Consider the following 20,463-nt stretch of genomic DNA (forward strand, 5'->3'; position numbering starts at 1 on the left):
GAGGGCAAACGTCATTCTCGATTTAGGGCTCGCCGAAGCCGAAGTTACGGTGGATCACGTTCGAGCTCTTGGTCATGCGGGAGTATCCGGGGGCCTCGAAGATGATCTTGGTGTAGATCTCGTCGCCGTAGTCGAACGGCGGCTTGTCGTCCTCGTCGAGGTAACTGACACACGAGAGGTGCAGGTCGGAGACGATCAGGAGACCGCCCCCGTTCTTGTCCGACACCGGGATCAGGGTCGCTTTCGGCCCTTTGTACACGCGGTTGTCGTAGATCGGGTCGTCGGCCCAGACCTCGACCCGGGCCGTCGCGCCGTTGTCGACCAGATACTGCGCCTGGGCGTTCGTCATCCCGACCTTGCCGGTGGTGAAGATCCGGCAGTCGCTGCCGCCTCCGGTGATGACCAGGCGCGCGGTCAGTTTGCCGGCCTCGTCGGCGGCGTGGGCGGGGGTGCCGAGGGCGAACACCGCTGCGGCGGTCACGGCGGCGACGCGGGTGAGCTTCTTGAAAGGGGACACGGGTTTCTCCTGTGCGGCAGTGGCGGTCGATACGCACCATTCGTCCGCCTGCTTGCACTGGGCTTGAAGCTCGGCGATGAGCGCCGCGAGAAATGCCTTCCCCAGGCAGGTGACCTGCGCATTCACCGGTGGACCACTCAACGTGGGCCACTTCGGCGGGAATTGAGTAAAGGCGTACTCAAGCCCACGGCAAGCCCCCCGCCGCACCATGGGCGCATGAAACGCCTCGCGCTCCTCGGGTCGGCCGCTCTCGTGGCCGCCGCCGTCACCGTCCCCGCCTCGCCCGCGCTGGCGGCCGCGCCGCTGGCCGGTGCCGCGACCTGCGCCGACGTCGATCTCGTCTTCCAGCAGAAGTCCGCCTTCCCGGACACGACCCGGGGTCGCTACGACCACATGATGCAGGGGAGCAGGATCGAGAAGTCGGTCCAGTGCCTGGTCAACGCCGAGCGCGCCGCCCGGGGACTGCAGCCCGTCAAGCGGTACATCGCCCTGCGCGGGACGACCGTCGCGCTCAGCAGCGCCACGGCCAAGCAGGTCGCGGCCGCCGTCCGGATCCGCTGGTGGGGGACGGTCGCGCAGGTCGGGAACTGTACGCCGCTGAAGTCCGACCCGAGCCGCTGCGACGTCCACGTCAACCCGGAGACCGGGACCGACCCGGGAGCCAGGGCGAAAGCGGCCGGATACTGCAAGCGCGGCACCTCGTGGGCCGTCGGCGAGAACGCCTACCTCGGCTGGGGCAGCCCGTCGGTCACGCCCAGGGCCGCCGTCACCTGGTGGATGGGCAGCCCACCCCACCGGGCCACGATCCTCACGCCCGGCTACACCGAGCTGTACACGAAGGCCGCCTACGGCAGCGCCGACCCGTCTGTGTCGGCCACCCCGGCCGTGACGTATGTGCAGATGTTCGGCCGGTGCAGCAGCTGAGAGGAGAGCCTCCGGTGCGGAGGCTCTCCCGCGTCGGCTAGGAGAAGACGTCGAACGCGTCGACCAGCATGTACTGGCCTGACCGCTTGACGCCGCGCAGGGTGTGCGACCCCTGCGACAGGTTGCGGACGCCCCAGATGACCGCGGCGGCCTGGCGGGTGCCGCTGGTCGTGTCGACGGTGGCCCGCAGGACGTTGTCGAGGTAGATGTCGACGAGACCCTGGTCGGAGTACTTCTCCGACAGGAAGTCGACGCCGGTGCCGGTGAAGGTGTAGGTGAACGACGCGCCGTTGGTGGTCGTGTACTGCACGTCGTCGTTCACGTCGCCGTAGCCCCGGCCGCTGCTGGTGGACCAGCCGGTGCTGTAGGTGGCCGCGTCCTGGTTGACCCGGCGGATCGTGGCGCCCGTCGAGTAGAGCTGCGTCTTCGGCACGATCTCGGCCGGGGTGTTCGGGCTCGCCCAGGCGAGCTTCATGAACGCCTCGTTGGTCCGGTCGGTGTAGTCGACGCGGATCTCGTGGCGGCGACCGGCGACGAGGGTCACGCTGCCCTGGTCGACGGCGGCCGTGTGCGGGGTGGTGTTGTTGATGACGAGCTGCCCGTCGATCCACAGCTGGACGGTGTCATCCGACCCGGTGGTGAAGGTGTAGCGCTCGGAGTAGCGCGGCTCGATCGTGCCGGTCCAGCGCGCGGAGAAGTTGTCGGTGTTGATCGCCGGGGCCGGGGAGCCGCTGTAGCGCCAGGCGTAGTTGACGGTCGGGTCGGTCCTGATGACCGCCGGGGAACCGGAGAACGTGGTGTTGTTCCAGTACGTCCCCTTGAGCCCGGTGCCGGTGCCGACCGCCCTGGGGGCCGTCGGGGTGATGTCGGCCTCGATGACGGTGGCGATGGAGTTGGTGGCCGAGCCGCTCGGCCGGAAGTCGTAGCCGTCGCCGGCCGCCTGGAAGGTCACCGGTGAGCCGCTGCCGATCACCCGTGCGCCGGTCACCGTGAACGGCGCCCGCTGGGTGACGTGCAGGGTGCTCGCCCAGTTGTTGACGATCAGGTAGAGCTTGTTGCCCTTACGGGTGACCTTGCCCCAGCTCGGCTGGGCGACCAGGCCGGTGTGGCCCGCGCCGTGGATGGCGGCGCTGTTGACGGCCATCCAGTTGCCGATGCCGCGCAGGCCGTCGGACTGGCCGGTGGTGACCGCGCCGGTGTCGGTCGGGCCGATGTTGAGCAGCAGGTTCGCGCCGTTGCTGGTCAGGGTCGCCAGGTCGCGCACCATCGAGGTCGGCGTCTTGAAGTTCGTGTCCCAGGCCGCGTAGCCCCAGGTGTTGTTGATCGTGATGCACGACTCGTTGAGCTGGATCGACGGCGCGGAACCCTGGAGCGCCTGCTCGGGGGTGCCGAAGTCGCCGTCGAGGGCGCGCCGCTTGCCCACTCGGTTGTTGATGACGGCCTGAGGGGCGATGCTGCGGACGTACCGCTCAAGATCTTCGCCGTTCTGCGCCGACCACGGGTTGACCGGGTTGCTCTCGGTCCACTCGCCGTCGAACCACAGCACGGCCGGGTCGTAGGCGGTCACCAGCTCCTGGAGCTGGGCCTTCATCTTGGTGACGTAGGCCGGGAAATTGCCGGTGAAGTCGGGGTCGTGCCAGTCCCAGATGGAGTAGTAGAAGCCGAGCTTGATGCCGTTGGCGGTCGCGGCGGTCTTCAGCTCGCGCAGGATGTCGCGGTTGAAGCCCGAGTGGTCGCGGATGTTCCACCGGTTGACGGCCGTGGGCCACATGGCGAAGCCGTCGTGGTGCTTGGAGGTGATGACGATGTACTTCTGCCCGGCCTGCTTGGCCATCTGCACGATGGCGTTCGCGTCGAACGCGGTGGGGTTGAACGTGGCGGCCTTCGCCTCGTACTCGTTCCACGGGATGTTGCACTGACGCTTGATCCACTCGACCTCGCGGCAGTTGTTGTACTGACCCTTGTACAACGCGTACGGCCCGAAGTGGATGAACATCCCGAAGCGCGCCTCGTCGAACCAACGGGTGCGTGACGAGGTCAGCGCGTCGTCGACGACGTAGTTGTCGCCGGGCGCGGCGGCGGCGGGCGACGACTGCACGACGACCGTGGCCGTCAGCGCCACGAGCAGTGACAGGGCTGCCCGTAAGAATCTTGACCGCATGAAGTCCTCTCAGGTGGCTGGATGCGATCAGCTCGCCGCCGCGTGTACGCCGCTACATGGGGAGGCGAACCAGACGAAATGTACGTGCAACATTGACGCCCCGAAACATCCGACCTGTCAAGGATCAAACGGGGATTGATTACTAATGTATTCAAGCAATCACCCGGCATGATCGGGCTTGTGGTGCCTCCGTGCCTGCTCACGCGAGGGCCACACGTAGGATGTCTTCCGCCCAGGGGTCAGGCGAACGGGTAGCCGCGCAGCGCCTGCTGGAAGGCCCGCTCCGCGATCGGCACGTACTCCGAATGGGTCGCGTTGGCCGAGAGGGCGACCGTCACCGGCAGGGGGCCCGGCGCGGAGGGAAGCGCGAGCCGGGCCGCGCGGGGCAGGTCCCACAGTTCGTCGCCGTTGGCGACGAGACAGGCGACGCCGAGGCCGGCCTTCGCGGCGGAGCGCAGCCCGACGAGTTCGGGCCCCTCGTAGGCCACTCGCCAGGGGACCTCCGACGCGTCGAGGGTGTCGACGATGCGGCGGCGCAGGGTGCACGGCTCGGTGAAGAGGGTCAGCGGCAGGGCGGCGCCTTCGCCGTGGGCGGGGCGGCCGAACCAGTCCATGTGCATCTCGCCCAGCTGGTGGGCGGGGCCGGCGGCCGGTTCCGACTGGAGGAGCAGGGCCAGGTCGAGCTGGCCCGACGACACCTGGTTCTCCAGCGACTCGCTCAACCCCGTCTGCACGCCGACCTGGACATGGGGCAGCCCACGGTTCAGGAGGCGGAGGATCTCGGGGAGCGCCTCGGCGAGCTGGTTGACCACGCCGATCGTCAGGCGGGCGGTGCCCGACGGCGGGACGAAACGGCCCACGGCCTCGTCGTTCAGCGCGACGATCCGGCGGGCGTAGCCGAGCAGTTCCTCGCCCTCGGTGCTGAGCTCCAGGATGCGGCCGGTCGAGGTGAAAATGGGCCCCTTGACGAGACCGCCGAGCTGACGGATCTGCTGGCTCACCGCCGGCTGGGTCACATGCAGCGCCTCGGCCGCCTTACGGAACCCGCCGAGCTCGACCACGGTCACCAAAGCCCTCAGCCGATTGATTTGCAGATCGTGATACATGCCATTTCCCTTAATAAGGCAGATGGACCCCGGACGGTGTCCGCGTGTCGATGTCCCGGACCGTCCCGGGCCGCGGCCTCACGGGCCGGCGGATTCGAATGCGATTCACGAGGCTCAGCCTAGAAGCGCTTACATCCGGTCGTCTGTACGTGGTTTCACGATCCCGATGTGAAAATCTCACACCCGTCTCGTGAATCGATGACTGTCGACGCGCGGGCCGCCCTGCGGAGAATCGAAGACGATCCGACAGGAGGATTTTCCATGGCCACGATGACTCACGCGGACGAAGACTGGCGATTCGCCGAACTGGTGATGCGGGCGTGGACGGAACCCGCTCTGGCCGCCCGCTACGAAGACGACCCGGCCGGCACCCTGGCCCAGTTCGGCATCGACCTCGGCGCCGACGACGCGCCGCCGCTGTCGGCGGGCGGTGACCCGCTGCGCATCGCCGACCTGTCCGAACCATCGATGAAATCCGCGAAATGGACCTACTGCGGATGAAGGTCGGGTTCAAGCGGCATTGGCGAGCGGTGACCGTGCCCGGTGACGGGGTCTACCTGACCTCGGCCCGCGCCACGGTCGCCCTCCACGGCGACCACATCGAAGAGGTCGCCCCCCTCCTCGACGGCAACCACGACCTGGCCGACCTGCACGAACAGACCGGGATCGGAGCCGGCGACCTGGGGCGGCTGCTCGGCCGGCTGTCCGAGGCCGACCTCGTCGCGCCGCGGCCCGACGACGACGTGGCGCCGGAGGTCCGGGCCTACTGGGACCTGGCCGGGCTCGGCCTGCCCACCGGCACGGTCGAGGTGATCTCGCTCGGCGATTCCTCGCCGGCCGAGAGGGCTCTCCAGGATCTGGGCCTGCGCACCGGCACGGCCGAGAAGGTGCTGGTCGTCTGTGACGACTACCTCGATCCCGCGCTCGCGTCGATCAACGCCGACCGCCTCGCCGACGGACGGCCGTGGCTTCCCGTCGCGGTCAACGGTCCTGATCTGTGGATCGGCCCGGGATTCCAGCCGGGGGAGTCGGCCTGCTGGGAGTGTCTCGCGGCCCGCCTCAGGATCCGGCGGCAGGCGCCGCCGGGGTTCGCGCCGTCCGCCGCCCTGCCGCAGACGAAGTCGATCGGCGCGCAGATCGCGGCCGTGCGGATCGCGGGATGGCTGGCCGGGCAGGAGCTCCACAGCCTGTGGACGTTCGACCCGCTCACCCTCGACGCCGCGCACCACCCCGTGACCCGACGCCCGCAGTGCCCGGCCTGCGGTGACTCGCGAACTCACAGCGGACCCGTGGAGATCACGTCCAAGCCCAAGGTGCACGCCCACAGGTCGGCCGGCCTCCAGGAGACCTGGGATCGCTACGTCCACCTCACCGACCCGGCCACCGGCGTCACCGACCGGGTCCGCCGCGACCCCCGCGCCCCCGGATTTCTCAACTCCTACCTCTCCGGCCGCAACCTCGCCCTCCCCGTCAGCGGCCTGCGGGCCAACAGCGGCGGCAAGGGCGGCACCCCGCTCGAGGCGCGGGTGGGCGCGTTGTGCGAGGCCGTGGAACGTTACTGCGGCTCCCGCCTCGGCGAGGAACACGTCATCCACGACTCCTACCGCAACATCGGCGAGCCGGCCGTGCACCCGGACGATGTCCTGCTTTTCGACACCCGTCAGCGCGCCCGCTTCGACGAGAGCGCGGAAATCGAATGGACCCCGCTCTTCACCCTCGACGGCGGCAGGCGTTACCTGCCCACCGAAATGCTCTATTTCACCGAAGGCGGCCAGGCCGACTCCAATGGAAACGCCGCCGGGGCCTCCATCGAAGACGCCATTCTTCAGGGCTTCTTCGAGCTGGTCGAACGCGATGCGGTCGGAATCTGGTGGTACAACCGGACCCGTCAGCCTGAGGTCGTCCTGAACGACCCGTGGACCGACGCGCTGAAACTCGACTACGCCAGAATCGGCCGTGACCTGTGGGTCCTCGACCTGACGACCGATATCGACATCCCGGCCATGGCCGCCGTCTCCACGAAGAACGGCCAGGAGGTCATGCTGGGTTTCGGCGCCCATCTGGATCCGGCGACGGCCGCCCGCCGCGCCCTCACCGAACTCGGCCAGCTCCTCCCCGCCGCCACGGACATCGACATGCGCCCGTGGTGGGGCCGCGTCTCGACCCGGAGTCATCCCTGTCTGCTTCCCGACGGGGTGGCCGGGCTCAGTTCGTACAGAGAGAACGGAGATCTGAAAGCCGACGTCGAGCTGATCCGGCGGTTCGATCCGCTCGTTCTCGACCAGACCCGCCCGGACATCGGGCTTCCCGTCGTGAAGGTCGTCGTTCCGGGGCTGCGGCATTTCTGGCCACGTTTCGCCCCGGGCAGGTTGTTCGACATCCCGGTGAAACTGGGGCGGCTCGATCGGCCGACCGCTTACGACGACCTGAACCCGGTCGCCCTGTTCATGTGAGAGGAGCCGACATGCACGACACGCTCCCCCCATTCCCGTTGTGGTCGTTCCGCGAGGACGTCTTCGTCGAACCCGACACCGGCGAGGGCGTGGTCGTCGTGCACTCACGCTGGGAGGACACCGTCCTGCCTATGCCCGCGCCGCCCGTCGTCGAGGCGCTGCGCCGGATGAGCCTGGGGCCCATCTCGCTCGGCAACGTGATCAGATCGGGCGCCGACCGGCGGGCCCTGACGGCGCTGCTCGACGACCTGGCCCATCTGGTCGTGCGGTCGTTCGGCCTGGACCGGGAGCAGCCGCTGGTGTCCGTCGTGCCGCTCACCCCGCAGGCCACCTTCCACCTGCCGCAGGGCCCGCTGGTTCATCCGGTGCGCCTGTCGCGCTTCGCCGTCCTCACCACCGACGGCACCAACTACCTGCTGGAATCGCCGCTGTCGCAGCATCGCGTGATCCTGCACCGCGCCGACGCGATCGGCCATCTCGGCACGCTGATGCGCCCGACCGTCCCGGCGGCGGTCGGCGCGGAGACCCGGTCGGTGATCGCCTTCCTGATGGCGGCAGGGATGGTCGTCGAGGCCGCGACCGGCGACCCGTTCCAGCGGATCGAGTTCGCCGAGGACAACGATCCCGCGCTGACCATGTGGGCCCCGATCGACCTGATGTTCCACACCCGCTCCACGCTGGGCCGCCACGACCAGGACTTCGGCGTGACCTATCCGCTCGGCGAGCACGGCAGCGTGGAACCGGTCGTGAAGGACACCAAGGCGGGCATCTCGCTGCCCCGGCCCTCCTGGGACGACCTGGCCGAAGACCCGCCGTTCTCCGCCGTCGTCGAGGCGCACCGGCCGGCCCAGACCTTCTCCGAAGAGCCGATGACCCTCGACGACCTGGGCACACTCCTCTATCGGACCGCCCGGGTCCGCGCGCTGAACGGCTCGCCCTCCACCGCGGCCACCCAGACCACGAGCGACCGGCCCTGCCCGACCAGCGGCGACCTGCACGAACTGGAGCTCTACGCCGTCGTCGACCGGTGCGCCGGCCTGGCCCGAGGGGTCTACCACTACGACCCTTACCACCACAGGCTGACCGCGCTCGACGGCGACCCGGACGAGCTGCTCGCCTCGGCGAACCTGGCCTCCCGGCCGCCCGTGCTGCTGATGATCACCGCGCGGTTCCGGCGGCTGTCGTGGAAGTACAACGGCCTCGGCTACTCGCTCGTGCTCACCGACGCGGGAGCGCTGGTGCAGACGTTGTCGCTGGCCGGGACGGCCATGGGCCTCGCCGGATGCCGGGTGGACGGCCCCGACATCGACGCCTCGGCGCACGTGTTCGGGCTCGACTGGCGGACCGAGTCGAGCGTCTGCGGCTACGCCGTAGGCCACGCCCAGCCTGTTGTCGTCGGTGACGGATTCCCCGTCAACGACGCCGATTGGCCGATGCTCGCCGCCGCCCTTCTCGCATAAGCCGAAATTTCCGGGTAAGTGAGGGCTCTGTGGTGTCGTTAGGAATGCGGCCCGGAACCATGGCGCGCGCCGTCATCGGCGTCGTGCTGTTCGCCTACACCTTCAACGCCCTGATGTTCGTCTGGGGCGAGGACCTGCGCGGCCCGCCTCTGGCCGCCTTCGCCGCCTGCCTGCTGACCGGGTTAGGGCTCCAGCTCGTCCACTCGACCCGCGACGTCCTCTTCTGGTCCCCGCCGAAGAAGGCGCTCTCGCTCATGGCCCAGGCCGCCGTCATGTTCGCGCCGTTCGCCTGGGTGGGCCCGCAGGCCGGGTCGGTCGCCGGGTTCCTCGCCGGTTCGATGCTCCTCGCCGTCCCGGGTCCACTGCGCTGGGCTCTGTACGCCGCCGTCCCCGCCGCCATCTTCGCGGTCCTCACGGTGCTGGGAATGGCCCCGCTCGACGTCGTCTACGGCGCCTATTTCACCGCCCTGACCGGCCTGATGGTCTACGGCCTCAGCTCCCTGGCCTCACTGGCCCAGACCGTGCACGCCGCCCGGGGCGAACTGGCCGGAGTGGCCGTCGCCCAGGAGCGGCTGCGGGTGGCCCGGGACGTCCACGACCTGCTCGGATACAACGTCTCCGCGCTGACCCTGAAGAGCGAACTGGCCTACCGCCTGCTCCCCGGCGCGGCCGACCGCGCCCGCCGCGAACTGCGCGACGTGCTCACGCTGTCGCGCCAGGCGCTCGGCGACGTCAGGGTGGTCGCGGGCGGCAGCCGGCCGATGTCGCTGGCGGCCGAGGTGCGGTCGGCGGAGTCGATGCTGATCGCCGCCGACATGGACGTCGAGATCGCCCTGTCGCCCTGCCCGCTGCCGGAGGAGGTCGACACGGTCCTGGCCATCGTGCTGCGCGAGGCCGTCACGAACGTGCTCCGGCACAGCAAGGCCCAGCACTGCCTGGTGGAGACCGCGCTGGCAGGCGACCGCATCGTGCTGCGCGTGGTCAACGACGGCCCCGACCTCCCGGCGGAGGACCTGGACGGCGGCGCGGGCCTGGACAACCTGTCGGCCCGCGTCGAGGCGGCCGGCGGCACCAGCACCACCGTCCAGGACGACGAGTGGTTCACCTTCACCGCCGAGGTCCCGATCGCCCAGCCGGTCGTGGAAGACCCGGTGACCAGGACGTTCGCCCAGATCACCGCCCAGCCCTGGCACCTGCGGGTGGCCCGCACGATCGCCGTCGTCGTGCTGCTCGGCTACGGCGTGCTGATGGTCGTGAACGTCCTGGCCCAGGGCCCCGGCTCCCTCGGCCTGCTGGAGTTCGCCCTCTGCGTGGCCGTGCTGGTCGGCGTGCAGATCGCCCTGGCCCTGGGCTTTCATCTACGGGGCTTCGCCCTGCCGGCGCAGGCGGTGGCGACCTACCTCCCCCTGCTGTGGATCGGCGACCCCTGGGGCTCGATGGGCGGCTTCCTGGCCGGTACGGCGCTGATCGTCCTGTCCGGCGCCTGGCGCTGGTGCTGTTACGCCGCCGTCGGCGTCAGCGTGGCCGCCCTGTCGGTGCTCAACGGCGACGCGGGGGAGTGGACCGTCTACCTCACCCTCTCGACCCTGCTGACAGGCCTGGTCGTGTACGGCATCAGCTCGCTCACCGGCCTCGTCGCCCAGGTTGACCAGGCCCGCGACGACCTGGCCCGCGGCGCCGTCACCCGCGAACGTCTACGCGTGGCCCGCGAACTCCACGACCTGCTCGGCAACGACCTGGCCGACATGACGGTGAAGAGCGAACGCGCCTACCGCCTGCTGCCCGGCTCGGTCGACCGGGCCCGCGCCGAACTCGCCGAGGTCCTGGACGTGGCCCGCCGCGCCGTCGCCGACGTCAGATCGGTCGCGAGCGGCTACCGCCACATGTCGTTCACCGCCGAACTCGACTCCGCCCGCGCGACGATGACCGCGGCCGGGGTGTGCGTCCAGGTGCGTTCCGGGGAGCCCTCCGGGGAGGTCGACGCGCTGCTGGCGGTCGTGCTCCGGGAGGCGGTCACGAACGTCCTGCGGCACAGCGCCGCCACCCGCTGCGAGATCGTCCTGACCCCACCCGCGACCCTGACCGTCTGGAACGACGGAGTCCCGGCTTCGGCGCCTCCGGGTGAACCCGGCACCGCCCTTGATGACCTGGCCGAACGCCTGAAATCCGTCGGCGGGTCGTTGAAATGTGAACGAGATTCCGGGGCGTTCCTACTAAAGGTCGACATCCCATAATGACGCTCTGTCAAGAATGTCCGGCATTGCCTATTTCCGCCACGTCGGTACAAGATTCATTTTGACCTTGAAACCGGCCGGGGGAATGGGCGTGCTCACGTTACGGATCCTCCTCGCCGAGGACGTTCGCATCGTCCGGGGCGCCCTGGCCGCACTCCTGGAGATCGAGCCCGACCTCACCGTGGTCGCCCAGGTCGGCAGCGGCGCCGACATCGTCCCGGCGGCCCTGGAACACCGCCCCGACGTGGCCATCATCGACGTCGACCTCCCCGTGATCGACGGCCTGTCCGCCGCCGAGGAACTCCACGTCAAACTCCCGTCGTGCCGGACCCTGATCCTCACGGGCCTGGGCCGCCCCGGCACGTTGCGGCGGGCCCTTTCCGTTTCGGTGTCCGGCTTCCTGCTGAAGGACACCCCGTCGGAACGGCTGGCGCAGGCCGTACGGGAGGTGGCGGCCGGCCGCAGGATCATCGACCCGCAGCTGGCGCTGACCGCATGGGACGTCGGCGAGATCCCCCTTTCGGGGCGTGAGATCCAGGTGCTGCGCCTGGCGGCCGGGGGAGCGGAACCCCCGGAGATCGCCGCCCAAATGCACGTTTCGGTCGGAACGGTGCGCAATTACCTGACCAAAATCGTCACCAAACTCAACGCGAGAAATCGTGTGGACGCGATACGCATAGCCACAGAAGCAGGCTGGATCTGAATTCCGGGCCCGGCTATTCTCGCCGAGGGGTGATAGGCGATGACATATACACTTTTGCGCGGCAATTTCGTGATCAGATATCCCGATCTCCCGCGCCAGGGCCCCGAGCCCGACGGTGACACCATCAAGTTCCTGCCCGACACGCCCGCGCTGATCGAAGCGCTCCCCAGGCCCTCGGGGACGTCCCCGGACCTGAACCGGCGGGGCATCTCGGTCCGCCTGGAGGCGATCGACACGCTGGAGACGCACTTCGAGGAGACCCACCAGCGACTGGAATGGGCGAACGCGGCCCGTGACCGGCTGCTGGCCCTGCTGGGCTTCACGGGCGTCGAGTTCTTCGACGACCTGCCGAACAAGGTCAGACGGGCTGATCAGGACTCGATCCGCGGCTACGTGCTCTCGAACGGGATCGACGCCAACGGGCGGTTGATCGCCTTCGTGTACGGCGGCCCGACGGAATCGCCCGACGGGCTGCCGGTCTTCCTGACCCCCGAGACGGCCGACGCTTCGGCCAACCGGATCCTGCTGGCCGAAGGTCTGGCCTACCCGGCCTACTACGCGACCCTGCCGGCCGAGTTGCGGGACCACCTGGCCGGGATCTCACGCGCCGCCCGCCCCTCCACGGGGTTGTGGCCCCACGCGAGCGGCGATCCGGGCCGCCCGGCCACCGTCACCGCCGACACCCTCGACGAGACGATCATCTGGCCGAAGCTGTTCCGGCGGCTGGTGCCCTACTTCGCCGCGGGCCACCCGAACTTCGACCAGTTCGACGCGTGGCTGCGCGCCGACCCGGTCCACCGCGACGACGCGCTGTGGCTGATCGAGAAGCAGGAACTCGGCAACTTGCACGACGTGGTCCGCGCGAGCGGGAACACGATCGAGCTCACGGCCTGGCCCGAGGACTTCGTCATCGCCCCGGACCCGGCGACCGGCCCGACGACGCCTTCCGGCGTCCTCACCGGCGACCTGCTCATCGTGGCGGCGCTGCCGAACCCGGTGGGCGCCGACGCGGGGGCCGAGAAGATCACCCTGCTGAACGTGACCCCCGACCCGCTCAAGCTGGACGGCTGGCACCTTCGCGACGGCTCCGGGAACAAGACGCCGCTGTCGGGCGCGGTCGAGGCGGGCACGGTGAAGGTCGTCAACGTGAGCTGGCTCAACAACGACGGCGACTCGATCATGATCGTCGACCCGAAGGGCGTCGTGATCGACACCGTGACGTACAAGGCCGACAAGGTCCGGAACGGCCGGACGATCGCCTTCGGCCGCTGACGGGTGCGGCGGATCCCCCGGGTCCGCCGCAGTCGCGCATGTCGTGCCGTGGAACGAGAAAATCCCAACTCAGCCGAACCGAGTTGGGATTTCTTTGGTGCGCCGCCAGGGACTCGAACCCCGGACCCGCTGATTAAGAGTCAGCTGCTCTAACCAACTGAGCTAGCGGCGCCAACGAGAAAACTTTAGCAGCTCCCTCACCCGTAACGCACATCCTTAGCGGTCAGCGCCGCCACGCGCCGATCGCGAACGGCACCGGGTCGGCCTTGAGTCCGGTCCCGGTCCCCCACTTGGTGATGTGGTATTCGATCGGGATGTGGCCGGCTCCGCCGTTGTCCTTCACGGCCAGGCTGGTCATGTCGAAGGTGCCGCCGGTCAGCTCCGCGAAGGTCTGCCCGTCGAGGTCCAGCATGATCCCCTTGGAGGAGGGCACGCCCGGTCCGCGGTCGCCGACGAAGAACGGCTTCTTCTGTCCCTTGTAGACCACGTATCCCTCGGTCCCCAGGGGCCAGCTCGGCGAGGCGGCCATGCCCTTCTGCATCGGCTTGCCGCTCGCGGGCAGGCCGGTGTCGCCGGCCCGGCCGGAGGCGTCGTCCCAGAAGTAGGAGGCGGTGGTCTTGCCGGTCAGCACGGCCGGCTTGACGAAGCTGGGCTCCTTCAGCGCGGGCTTCGCCGGCTGCACGATCGCGGCGGGCTTGGCCGGCTTCACGATCGCGGCGGGCTTGGTGTGGATGCGGACGTGGCCGGCGTGCGGAGGAGCGGCCAGCGCGCTGGCGGCGCCGGTCGCGCCCAGGCCGAGGACGGCCAGTCCGCAGGCGGCGAGGGCAGTGGTCGCGGTCTTGTTCTTCAGGATGCCTTTGATGGCGTACATGAAAAAGGGAGATCTTCCGTACGACGACAGGACTGCCACTCGGGTCAGATGAGGTGGCGGGTCCGGCGGGCCCTGGAGGCCGCTGCCCGGACTGGGAGGTCAAGTGCTGGCTTGTGGGATGGTCAGCTCTTGGCAACGAAACCGACACTAGTGACCAAACCATGACAAGGCAAACGTAAGACAGTAAAACATCTCAGAAAGGCATGAAACGCCCATGAATCAGGGGATTCCGGCGTCAAGCGTGCCGTTTGCTCTCCCGTGACCGGTCGGCTGCTGGACTTGGAAAAGGTAAGGACCAAGGGATCGGGAGCCCTGGATGGAAATCCTGCTGCAGGGGGCCACACGACTGTTCGCCGCACTCGGATACGACGCCACGACCTTGAAGCAGATCGTCGACTCGACCGGACTCGACCCGGCCGAGGAGGGCTTCGACGGGTCGAAGCGGGACCTCTACCTGGCCGTCATCGAGCGGGCCGCCCGGATCGAGACCGAGGCGCTCGAAGGCGTCGTCAACGACATGATGGCGGCCGACCACGTGACGGCGGCGGGGGCGGTGCACGAGATCGTCGACCGTTACATCGACTTCTGCGTCGCCAATCCGGAGTTCCCCGCCCTGTGGATCCACCGGTGGCTGTACGACGCGGCCGACCTCACCGGTCTGGAGCGGCAGTACTCGCAGCCGCTGATCACCATGACGACCTCCGTACTGGAGCAGGCCGCGGAGGCCGGGTACATCGACGACTCGGCCGACATGGAGTACTGCGTGTGGACGCTGATCTGGTGCGTGCACGGGTTCGTGCAGGGCGGCGTCCTCGACGACGCGGGCGATCGGCTGGGGGCGGAGAACCCCGAGGTGCTCGCCCGGTTCCGGCGGCATCTCCATCGGCTGGCCGAGCGGACTCTGAATCTTTCATAGGCATCCTGGTGATATCTCGCTAAATCGGAAACACGCTGTACACCTCGACGAAACGAACCCATGTTGGGAGCGCTCCCAATCGTGCACGCCGAGGAGAAGAGAAAGCTATGGGACCCCGATTGAGTTCCTGGCGGAGAGTCATGATGATGGCGGCGGCCATGCTGCTGGCCGTCACCGGGCTCGCCGTCATGCAGGCCCCAGCGGGCGCTGCCGTCGCATGCCAGGTCACTTACGCCAAACAGTGGGACAACGGCAGTGGTTTTGGCGCCAACATCACGATCAACAATCTCGGTGACGCGGTGAACCCGTGGCGGCTCACGTACACGTGGCCGGGGAACCAGACCATTCAGCAGGGCTGGAACGCCACCTGGTCCCAGTCGGGCCAGAACGTGACCGTCGTGGCACCCTCGTGGGCGGGCAACCTGGGCACCGGCCAGTCGGTGCAGATCGGGTTCAATGGGCAGGTCAGCGGCACCAACACCAACCCGACGTCGTTCTCCCTGAACGGGACCGTCTGCAACGGTGGCCCGAGCCCGTCGCCGTCGCCCTCTCCGTCGCCGAGCCCGTCGCCGCAGCAGCAGTCGCTGATCGTGACGCCGACCAGCGTGAGCGTCCCCGAGGGCGGCACCGCCACCTACTCGGTGCGGCTCAACCGGCAGCCCACCTCCAACGTGACCGTGAGCACCACGGCCGGCAGCGGTGACACCAACCTGACGGTCAGTTCGGGCGCCAGCCTCACGTTCACCACCTCCAACTGGGCCACCGCGCAGAACGTGACCCTGGCCGCCGCCCAGGACAGCGACACGACCAACGGCACCCGCCCGTTCACCGTCGCCTCCAGCGGTCTGACCAGCGTCACGGTCAACGCGACCGAGGCCGACGACGACACCACGCAGACCCAGTCGCTGGTCGTCTCCTCGACCGCCGTGACCGTCAACGAGGGCGGGACCGGCACCTACACCGTCCGCCTCGCGACCGCGCCGAGCGGCAACGTGACCGTCACGAACACCGCCGGCTCCGGTGACACCAACATCACCGTCAGCTCGGGCGCCAGCCTGACCTTCACCACGTCGAACTGGCAGACCGCGCAGACGGTCACCCTGGCCGCCGCGCAGGACAGCGACTCGACCAACGGCACCCGCCCGATCACCGTCGCCTCCTCGGGCCTGACCAGCGTCACGGTCACCGCCACCGAGAGCGACGACGACGGCACCCCGCCGCCCGGCCGCGTCGACAACCCCTATGCGGGTGCGGCCGGCTATGTGAACCCTGACTGGTCGGCCCAGGCCGCGTCCGAGCCCGGCGGTTCGGCCGTCGCGAACACCTCGACCGCCATCTGGCTCGACCGGATCGCCGCCATCACCAGCGGCTCGGCCGGCAGCAACAGCAAGGGCCTGCGTGACCACCTGGACCTGGCCGTCGCTCAGGACGCCGCCAACGGCTCCACGCCGGTGATCATCCAGGTCGTGATCTACAACCTGCCCAACCGTGACTGCTCGGCGCTGGCGTCGAACGGTGAACTGCTGATCGCGCAGAACGGGTTGAACAGGTACAAGACCGAGTACATCGACGTGATCGCCGGGATCATGGCCGACACCAAGTACGCCAACCTGCGGATCGCCGCGATCGTCGAGATCGACTCGCTGCCGAACCTGGTGACCAACCTCGGTGTGGCCAAGTGCGCGGAGGCCAAGTCGACCGGCGCCTACGAGCAGGGCGTTGCTTACGCGCTCGGCAAGCTGTACGCGGTCCCGAACGTCTACAACTACGTCGACGCCGGTCACCACGGCTGGCTCGGCTGGGACACCAACTTCGGCCCCTCGGCTGACCTGTTCGGCTCCACGGCCGACCTGGCGACCGGTGGCAAGGCGACGGTGCACGGTTTCATCACCAACACCGCCAACTACAGCGCGCTGACCGAGCCGTACTTCTCGGTCAACGGCTCGGTGAACGGCCAGCAGATCCGCCAGTCGCGCTGGGTCGACTGGAACTTCTACATCGACGAGCTGTCCTTCGCCCAGGCCTTCCGCACCCGCCTGGTCCAGGAGGGCTTCTCCTCCAACATCGGCATGCTGATCGACACCAGCCGTAACGGCTGGGGCGGCTCGGCCCGTCCGACCGCGGCCAGCACCTCGACCGACCTGAACACCTTCGTCAACAACTCGCGTGTCGACAAGCGCATCCACGCCGGCAACTGGTGCAACCAGAGCGGTGCGGGCCTGGGCGAGCGTCCGCGCTCGGCTCCGGCGTCCGGTATCGACGCCTACGTGTGGGTGAAGCCGCCGGGCGAGTCGGACGGCTCCTCGACGCAGATCGACAACAACGAGGGCAAGGGCTTCGACCGGATGTGTGACCCGACGTACGGCGGCAACGACCGTAACGGCAACAGCGCGACCGGCGCTCTGGCCAACTCGCCGCTGTCGGGCCACTGGTTCTCGGCGCAGTTCCGTCAGCTCCTCGCCAACGCCTACCCGCCCATCAGTTAATTGAGGACGTCGTGGTCTCGCCGAGGTTGGGGGTCCTCCTCGGCGGGACCACGGCTTTACCGCTTTACCGGCTCTACGGCAGGTCGAGGCCGGGTTCCCGGCAGCGCATCAGCAGCATGGCCGCGTCGTCGGTCGGGGGGCCGTCGATGTGGGCGATCAGATCGCGGCGCAGGGACTCCAGCGCCGCCTCCGGGTCGTCGTCGTTGAGCAGGTGGACCCGGTCGTCCAGCGGATAGAACCGGCCGAACGCGTCGCGGGCCTCGATGACGCCGTCGGTGTAGAAGAGGATCTGGTCGCCCGGTTCGAAGGTGATCGTGTAGGGCGCCGGACCCTCGGGCCCCAGAACCGCGAGCCCCAGCGGGGGAACATGGTCATCGGGGTCGGCGAACTCGATCTCCCCGTTGGCCCGCAGCACCAAAGGCGCCGGATGGCCGTAGTTGAGGAGCGTCATCGTCGTCTCCTCCAGGTTGAACTCGGCCAGCACGGCGGTGACGAACTCCTCGCCCGAAAGACGCCGGTTGAGCGCCTTCTCCAGCTTGGCGCTCACGCCCTCCAGGTCCTTCTCGTCATGCGCTGCCTCACGGAAGGCCCCCAGGACCAGCGCGGCCGTCTCGACCGCCTCCAGACCCTTGCCCTGGACGTCGCCCACGATGGCCCTGACTCCGGTGGGGGCGACGACGACCTCGTACAGATCACCACCGATGTGCGCGTCGGCCATGGCCGACGTGTAGGAGACCGCCACCCGCATGTGCCCGGCCCGCCGGGGGACAGGGCGGAGCAGAACCCGCTGCGCGACCTCGGCCACCGACCGGACCTGCGCCAGTTCCCGTTCCCTGCGCCGGCGTCCCACCGTCGCCAGGGCGCTCGCCGCCGTGACACCGGCGATCGAACCCATGGTGATGTACGCCCTGCGCAGCTCCAGATGGTTGTAAGCCGACAGCCCCAGGGCCAAGACCAGCGCGGTCACCCCGACGAGCAGGGTCCGCCGGATCCCGCCGGTGAGCGAGGCGAAGGCCGGGCCGACCGCGAGCAGGGGCAGGAAGCCGATCTCCGGGCCGGTGCTCAGATCGAGCAGCGTCACCAGGAGCATCATGAGAAACGGCAGCACCGCGAGAGCGAACGCCGTGCGGGCCCCGGCCGCTCGGCGCCGCCCCTTGCCCGGACGCAACGGTCCGGCGAGGCGCAACGGCATCCGGCGAATCCCCTCTAATCCCGTCTGGTTAGCGCTTGCGACCATACTTCACGATCCGGCCTGGGATGCGAAGTCATAAAAACGAGAGGCGCCCGCATCCACGTGGATACGGGCGCTCCCAAAATGCGGGTTAGACGATCGAACCGGACCAGACGTTCGCCGCCTGCTTGTAGACGCCGTAGGTCTCGCCGTCGAAGTAGGCGGAGACCGAGGTGTCGATGCGTCGGTTGCCGTCACGGTCGGAGACCGCGATGGTCACGCCGTTCAGGTAGCCGAGACGGCGGGTGTTCTTGTAGCTCGCCAGCCACGAGGAGCCGATGGCGCCCTGACCGGTGAAGGAGGACTTGATGCCGACGAGCTCCTGGGCCTTGATCGCCGACGCCGAGGCGGCGAAGGTCTTCCCGTACGACCACTTGAGGGTGTTCCCGGAGAAGACGCGGTTGCCGTCGGGGTGGGCGCCGCTCGGGTAGCCGAACACGTAGTGGGCCTTGCCCACCTTCTGGTTGTAGGCCAGACCCTGGCCGCCGACGTTGTCGCCGAGACGGCCGACGTCCTCGACGCCGCGGATGATGTAGTGGTCCTTGAAGTAGGCCTCGGCCACCGAGGTCTTGACCCACTTCTTCACGAACCACTCTTTTTTGAAGAACTGGTTCTGGTCGGTCTTCCGCAGCTCACCCTTGAAGGCCGTGTCGGCCTTCAGCTTGTTGTAGGCGGCCTCGTCGATCGGGTACTCCACGCCGGAGTCGGGCCCGCACCAGGTCGGGCACTTCTCGCCGTTCTTCATGGCGTTGGTGCCGGTGGGCGCGGCCGTGTAGGCGGCCTTGGACACCGATTCGGTCGTCAGCTTCACGCCGTCGACGCCGTCGGTGTAGTACTTCTCGGCCTCGGCCTGGGAGAACGACGCCTTCGGCGGGTCGACCGGAGCGGTCACCGGGGCGAGGGTCTTCTTCCAGTAGGGCCCGCCCTCGGTGTACTTGGCCTCGAACTCCGCCTTGGTCACGACCTCGGAGAGGATCTTCTTCTGACCCTTCCACTTGCCGTAGGCGGCCTTGTCGACCTCCTTGTCACCCGTGAGCTTGACGCCGTTGTAGACGGTGACGAACGCGTAGTTGCGGTCGCCGTCCTCGAAGACGTCGTAGTCGTAGTGGGTGTAGGAGGTCTTGCCGACGTAGATGCCCCAGGGGGTCTTGCCCTGGTAGTAGCCGGGCACGAAGACCCAGTTGTCCAGGACGGGCTTGTTGCTCTCGGTGTCGTACACACACTGGCCGGCCGTGGCCACGAGGTTGCGGTACTTCGACTGGAGCGAGGTGCCGGAGCACCAGTGGGGCTTGCCGTCGGCGCCCATGAAGAAGACCTTGCCGCTCGTCCGGGGCAGGTTCACGTTCTTGGACGTGCTGGTCGACTTCTTCTCGTCGCCGATCGCCGGAACGGTGCCAGCCTTGGTGTCGGCGGAGGGGCCGCCGGTGGAGATGTGCTTGGCCGCGACCGTGGTCTCGACGTTGTAGGGGGTCGCGTCCTGGAGCTGCGCCTTGTCCCAGAAGTAGGCGATGGCCTGCGCCTCGCTGGAACCGGCCAGCACCTCCTTCTCGATGTACTTGGGGGCGGCTGCGGCGGGGGTCGCGACCAGCGCTGCGGCCAGCAGTCCGATGGACCCGGCGATGGTGCTGCCGATGAGGAGGGTGCGCTGCACTGAGGGGTCTCCCTTGCTCTGCCGTGGGACGTCACTTGCGCCCCATCCGTCAGTAAATGGATTGGCAAGGACGTTACATGTGACGATTCGGATAGTCCCCGCAGGTTGTTATAAGTGTGACTCAGATCACATTGATGGAAGGGAACCGGATGGTGTTGGACACCGTCCAATTTCGCTCGGGGGACGACCCCCGAACCCCCGCTGTGAGGGGGCTTGCGCCCCTTCACGCTCCCCCTGACCGCTGACGCGTCCCGGCGTCGCTGTCGCTCCGGGTCGCTTTCGCTCCTTGCGAAGGGCTCCGCCCCTCGCGCTCCCTGGCAAGGCCTCGCTTCGCTCGGGCGGCACTCGCTTCGCTCGACCATGCCGGTCCGGGGGCAGGGGCGTCGCGGCATGTAACAAGTTCGACCCCGCTGGTTCACATGAAGGGCCGGGTGACGTACCTTGGAGAGTAGTGGGAGCGCTCCCAACGAGACGGTGA

General features: G+C 68.4%; 15 protein-coding genes and 1 tRNA gene. 9 read left to right on the forward strand and 7 right to left on the reverse strand.

Translation table 11 applies throughout. The features are described 5' to 3' along the window. Positions 1-22: 22 nt before the first annotated feature. Complete coding sequence (locus tag AW272_RS10240; protein WP_066363058.1) at positions 23-517, reverse strand: hypothetical protein; 495 nt, start codon at positions 515-517, stop codon at positions 23-25. Positions 518-733: 216 nt separating this feature from the next. Between AW272_RS10240 and AW272_RS10245 the strand changes: the two genes are divergently transcribed. Then, complete coding sequence (locus tag AW272_RS10245; protein ID WP_066363060.1) at positions 734-1,441, forward strand: CAP domain-containing protein; 708 nt, start codon at positions 734-736, stop codon at positions 1,439-1,441. Positions 1,442-1,478: 37 nt separating this feature from the next. Here the strand turns inward: AW272_RS10245 and AW272_RS10250 are convergent, their stop codons facing one another. Both AW272_RS10250 and AW272_RS10255 read right to left on the reverse strand, forming a co-directional pair. After that, complete coding sequence (locus tag AW272_RS10250) at positions 1,479-3,602, reverse strand: alpha-L-fucosidase (RefSeq protein WP_066363061.1); 2,124 nt, start codon at positions 3,600-3,602, stop codon at positions 1,479-1,481. Positions 3,603-3,841: 239 nt separating this feature from the next. After that, entirely contained in the window at positions 3,842-4,708 is an 867-nt protein-coding gene (locus AW272_RS10255; protein WP_066363063.1) for a LysR substrate-binding domain-containing protein, read from the reverse strand. A 261-nt stretch (positions 4,709-4,969) separates the two neighbouring features. On the opposite strand from AW272_RS10255, the gene AW272_RS10260 reads away from it, so the two are divergent. From AW272_RS10260 to AW272_RS10285, 6 genes are all read left to right on the forward strand, one after another. Then, positions 4,970-5,209, forward strand: a complete 240-nt coding sequence (locus AW272_RS10260) for a hypothetical protein (RefSeq protein ID WP_066363066.1) — start codon at positions 4,970-4,972, stop codon at positions 5,207-5,209. Further along, on the forward strand, positions 5,191-7,161 hold the full coding sequence (locus AW272_RS10265) for a TOMM precursor leader peptide-binding protein (RefSeq protein WP_066363068.1): 1,971 nt from the start codon (positions 5,191-5,193) through the stop codon (positions 7,159-7,161). The genes AW272_RS10260 and AW272_RS10265 overlap by 19 nt, the downstream gene beginning before the upstream one ends. Positions 7,162-7,172: 11 nt before the next feature. Beyond that, positions 7,173-8,621: a SagB family peptide dehydrogenase gene (locus tag AW272_RS10270; protein WP_066363070.1), complete on the forward strand. Its 1,449-nt coding sequence runs from the start codon at positions 7,173-7,175 to the stop codon at positions 8,619-8,621. A gap of 59 nt (positions 8,622-8,680) precedes the next feature. Beyond that, on the forward strand, positions 8,681-10,855 hold the full coding sequence (locus tag AW272_RS10275) for a sensor histidine kinase (RefSeq protein WP_169807520.1): 2,175 nt from the start codon (positions 8,681-8,683) through the stop codon (positions 10,853-10,855). A gap of 91 nt (positions 10,856-10,946) precedes the next feature. After that, positions 10,947-11,558 carry a response regulator transcription factor gene (locus tag AW272_RS10280; RefSeq protein ID WP_500778907.1) on the forward strand — a complete coding sequence of 204 codons (612 nt, stop codon included), beginning with the start codon at positions 10,947-10,949 and terminating at the stop codon, positions 11,556-11,558. Positions 11,559-11,597: 39 nt separating this feature from the next. Continuing rightward, positions 11,598-12,830: a lamin tail domain-containing protein gene (locus AW272_RS10285; RefSeq protein ID WP_066363077.1), complete on the forward strand. Its 1,233-nt coding sequence runs from the start codon at positions 11,598-11,600 to the stop codon at positions 12,828-12,830. 95 nt (positions 12,831-12,925) lie between these two features. On the opposite strand, the gene AW272_RS10290 is transcribed toward AW272_RS10285, so the two are convergent. Next, positions 12,926-13,002, reverse strand: a tRNA-Lys gene (locus tag AW272_RS10290). Between the two features lie 51 nt (positions 13,003-13,053). After that, positions 13,054-13,701, reverse strand: coding sequence for a hypothetical protein (locus AW272_RS44900; protein WP_245657385.1), 648 nt, complete (start codon positions 13,699-13,701; stop codon positions 13,054-13,056). 316 nt (positions 13,702-14,017) lie between these two features. Between AW272_RS44900 and AW272_RS10300 the strand changes: the two genes are divergently transcribed. Together AW272_RS10300 and AW272_RS45975 are read left to right on the forward strand one after the other, a co-directional pair. Next, positions 14,018-14,617, forward strand: a complete 600-nt coding sequence (locus AW272_RS10300; RefSeq protein ID WP_066363078.1) for a TetR/AcrR family transcriptional regulator — start codon at positions 14,018-14,020, stop codon at positions 14,615-14,617. A gap of 107 nt (positions 14,618-14,724) precedes the next feature. Beyond that, the gene (locus AW272_RS45975) at positions 14,725-17,103 is read left to right on the forward strand and encodes a glycoside hydrolase family 6 protein (protein ID WP_066363081.1); all 2,379 of its coding nucleotides are present in this window, start codon (positions 14,725-14,727) and stop codon (positions 17,101-17,103) included. 73 nt (positions 17,104-17,176) lie between these two features. On the opposite strand, the gene AW272_RS10310 is transcribed toward AW272_RS45975, so the two are convergent. Both AW272_RS10310 and AW272_RS43735 read right to left on the reverse strand, forming a co-directional pair. Beyond that, entirely contained in the window at positions 17,177-18,295 is a 1,119-nt protein-coding gene (locus AW272_RS10310; protein ID WP_066363082.1) for a PP2C family protein-serine/threonine phosphatase, read from the reverse strand. Positions 18,296-18,425: 130 nt separating this feature from the next. Next, a complete protein-coding gene (locus tag AW272_RS43735) occupies positions 18,426-19,985 on the reverse strand; it encodes a trypsin-like serine peptidase (RefSeq protein WP_066363084.1) in 1,560 nt (519 codons plus the stop codon). Between the last annotated feature and the right edge of the window lie 478 nt (positions 19,986-20,463).

The sequence above is a fragment of the Herbidospora mongoliensis genome, from assembly GCF_001570545.1.
Lineage (GTDB): Bacteria > Actinomycetota > Actinomycetes > Streptosporangiales > Streptosporangiaceae > Herbidospora > Herbidospora mongoliensis.

Excerpts from the sequence above, each read along its gene's own strand:
- AW272_RS10245 (WP_066363060.1), top strand. The coding sequence starts at position 734 with ATGAAACGCCTCGCGCTCCTCGGGTCGGCCGCTCTCGTGGCCGCCGCC.
- AW272_RS10250 (WP_066363061.1), bottom strand. The coding sequence starts at position 3,602 with ATGCGGTCAAGATTCTTACGGGCAGCCCTGTCACTGCTCGTGGCGCTG.
- AW272_RS10255 (WP_066363063.1), bottom strand. The coding sequence starts at position 4,708 with ATGTATCACGATCTGCAAATCAATCGGCTGAGGGCTTTGGTGACCGTG.
- AW272_RS10260 (WP_066363066.1), top strand. The coding sequence starts at position 4,970 with ATGGCCACGATGACTCACGCGGACGAAGACTGGCGATTCGCCGAACTG.
- AW272_RS10265 (WP_066363068.1), top strand. The coding sequence starts at position 5,191 with ATGGACCTACTGCGGATGAAGGTCGGGTTCAAGCGGCATTGGCGAGCG.
- AW272_RS10270 (WP_066363070.1), top strand. The coding sequence starts at position 7,173 with ATGCACGACACGCTCCCCCCATTCCCGTTGTGGTCGTTCCGCGAGGAC.
- AW272_RS10275 (WP_169807520.1), top strand. The coding sequence starts at position 8,681 with ATGGCGCGCGCCGTCATCGGCGTCGTGCTGTTCGCCTACACCTTCAAC.
- AW272_RS10285 (WP_066363077.1), top strand. The coding sequence starts at position 11,598 with ATGACATATACACTTTTGCGCGGCAATTTCGTGATCAGATATCCCGAT.
- AW272_RS44900 (WP_245657385.1), bottom strand. The coding sequence starts at position 13,701 with ATGTACGCCATCAAAGGCATCCTGAAGAACAAGACCGCGACCACTGCC.
- AW272_RS10300 (WP_066363078.1), top strand. The coding sequence starts at position 14,018 with ATGGAAATCCTGCTGCAGGGGGCCACACGACTGTTCGCCGCACTCGGA.
- AW272_RS45975 (WP_066363081.1), top strand. The coding sequence starts at position 14,725 with ATGGGACCCCGATTGAGTTCCTGGCGGAGAGTCATGATGATGGCGGCG.
- AW272_RS10310 (WP_066363082.1), bottom strand. The coding sequence starts at position 18,295 with ATGCCGTTGCGCCTCGCCGGACCGTTGCGTCCGGGCAAGGGGCGGCGC.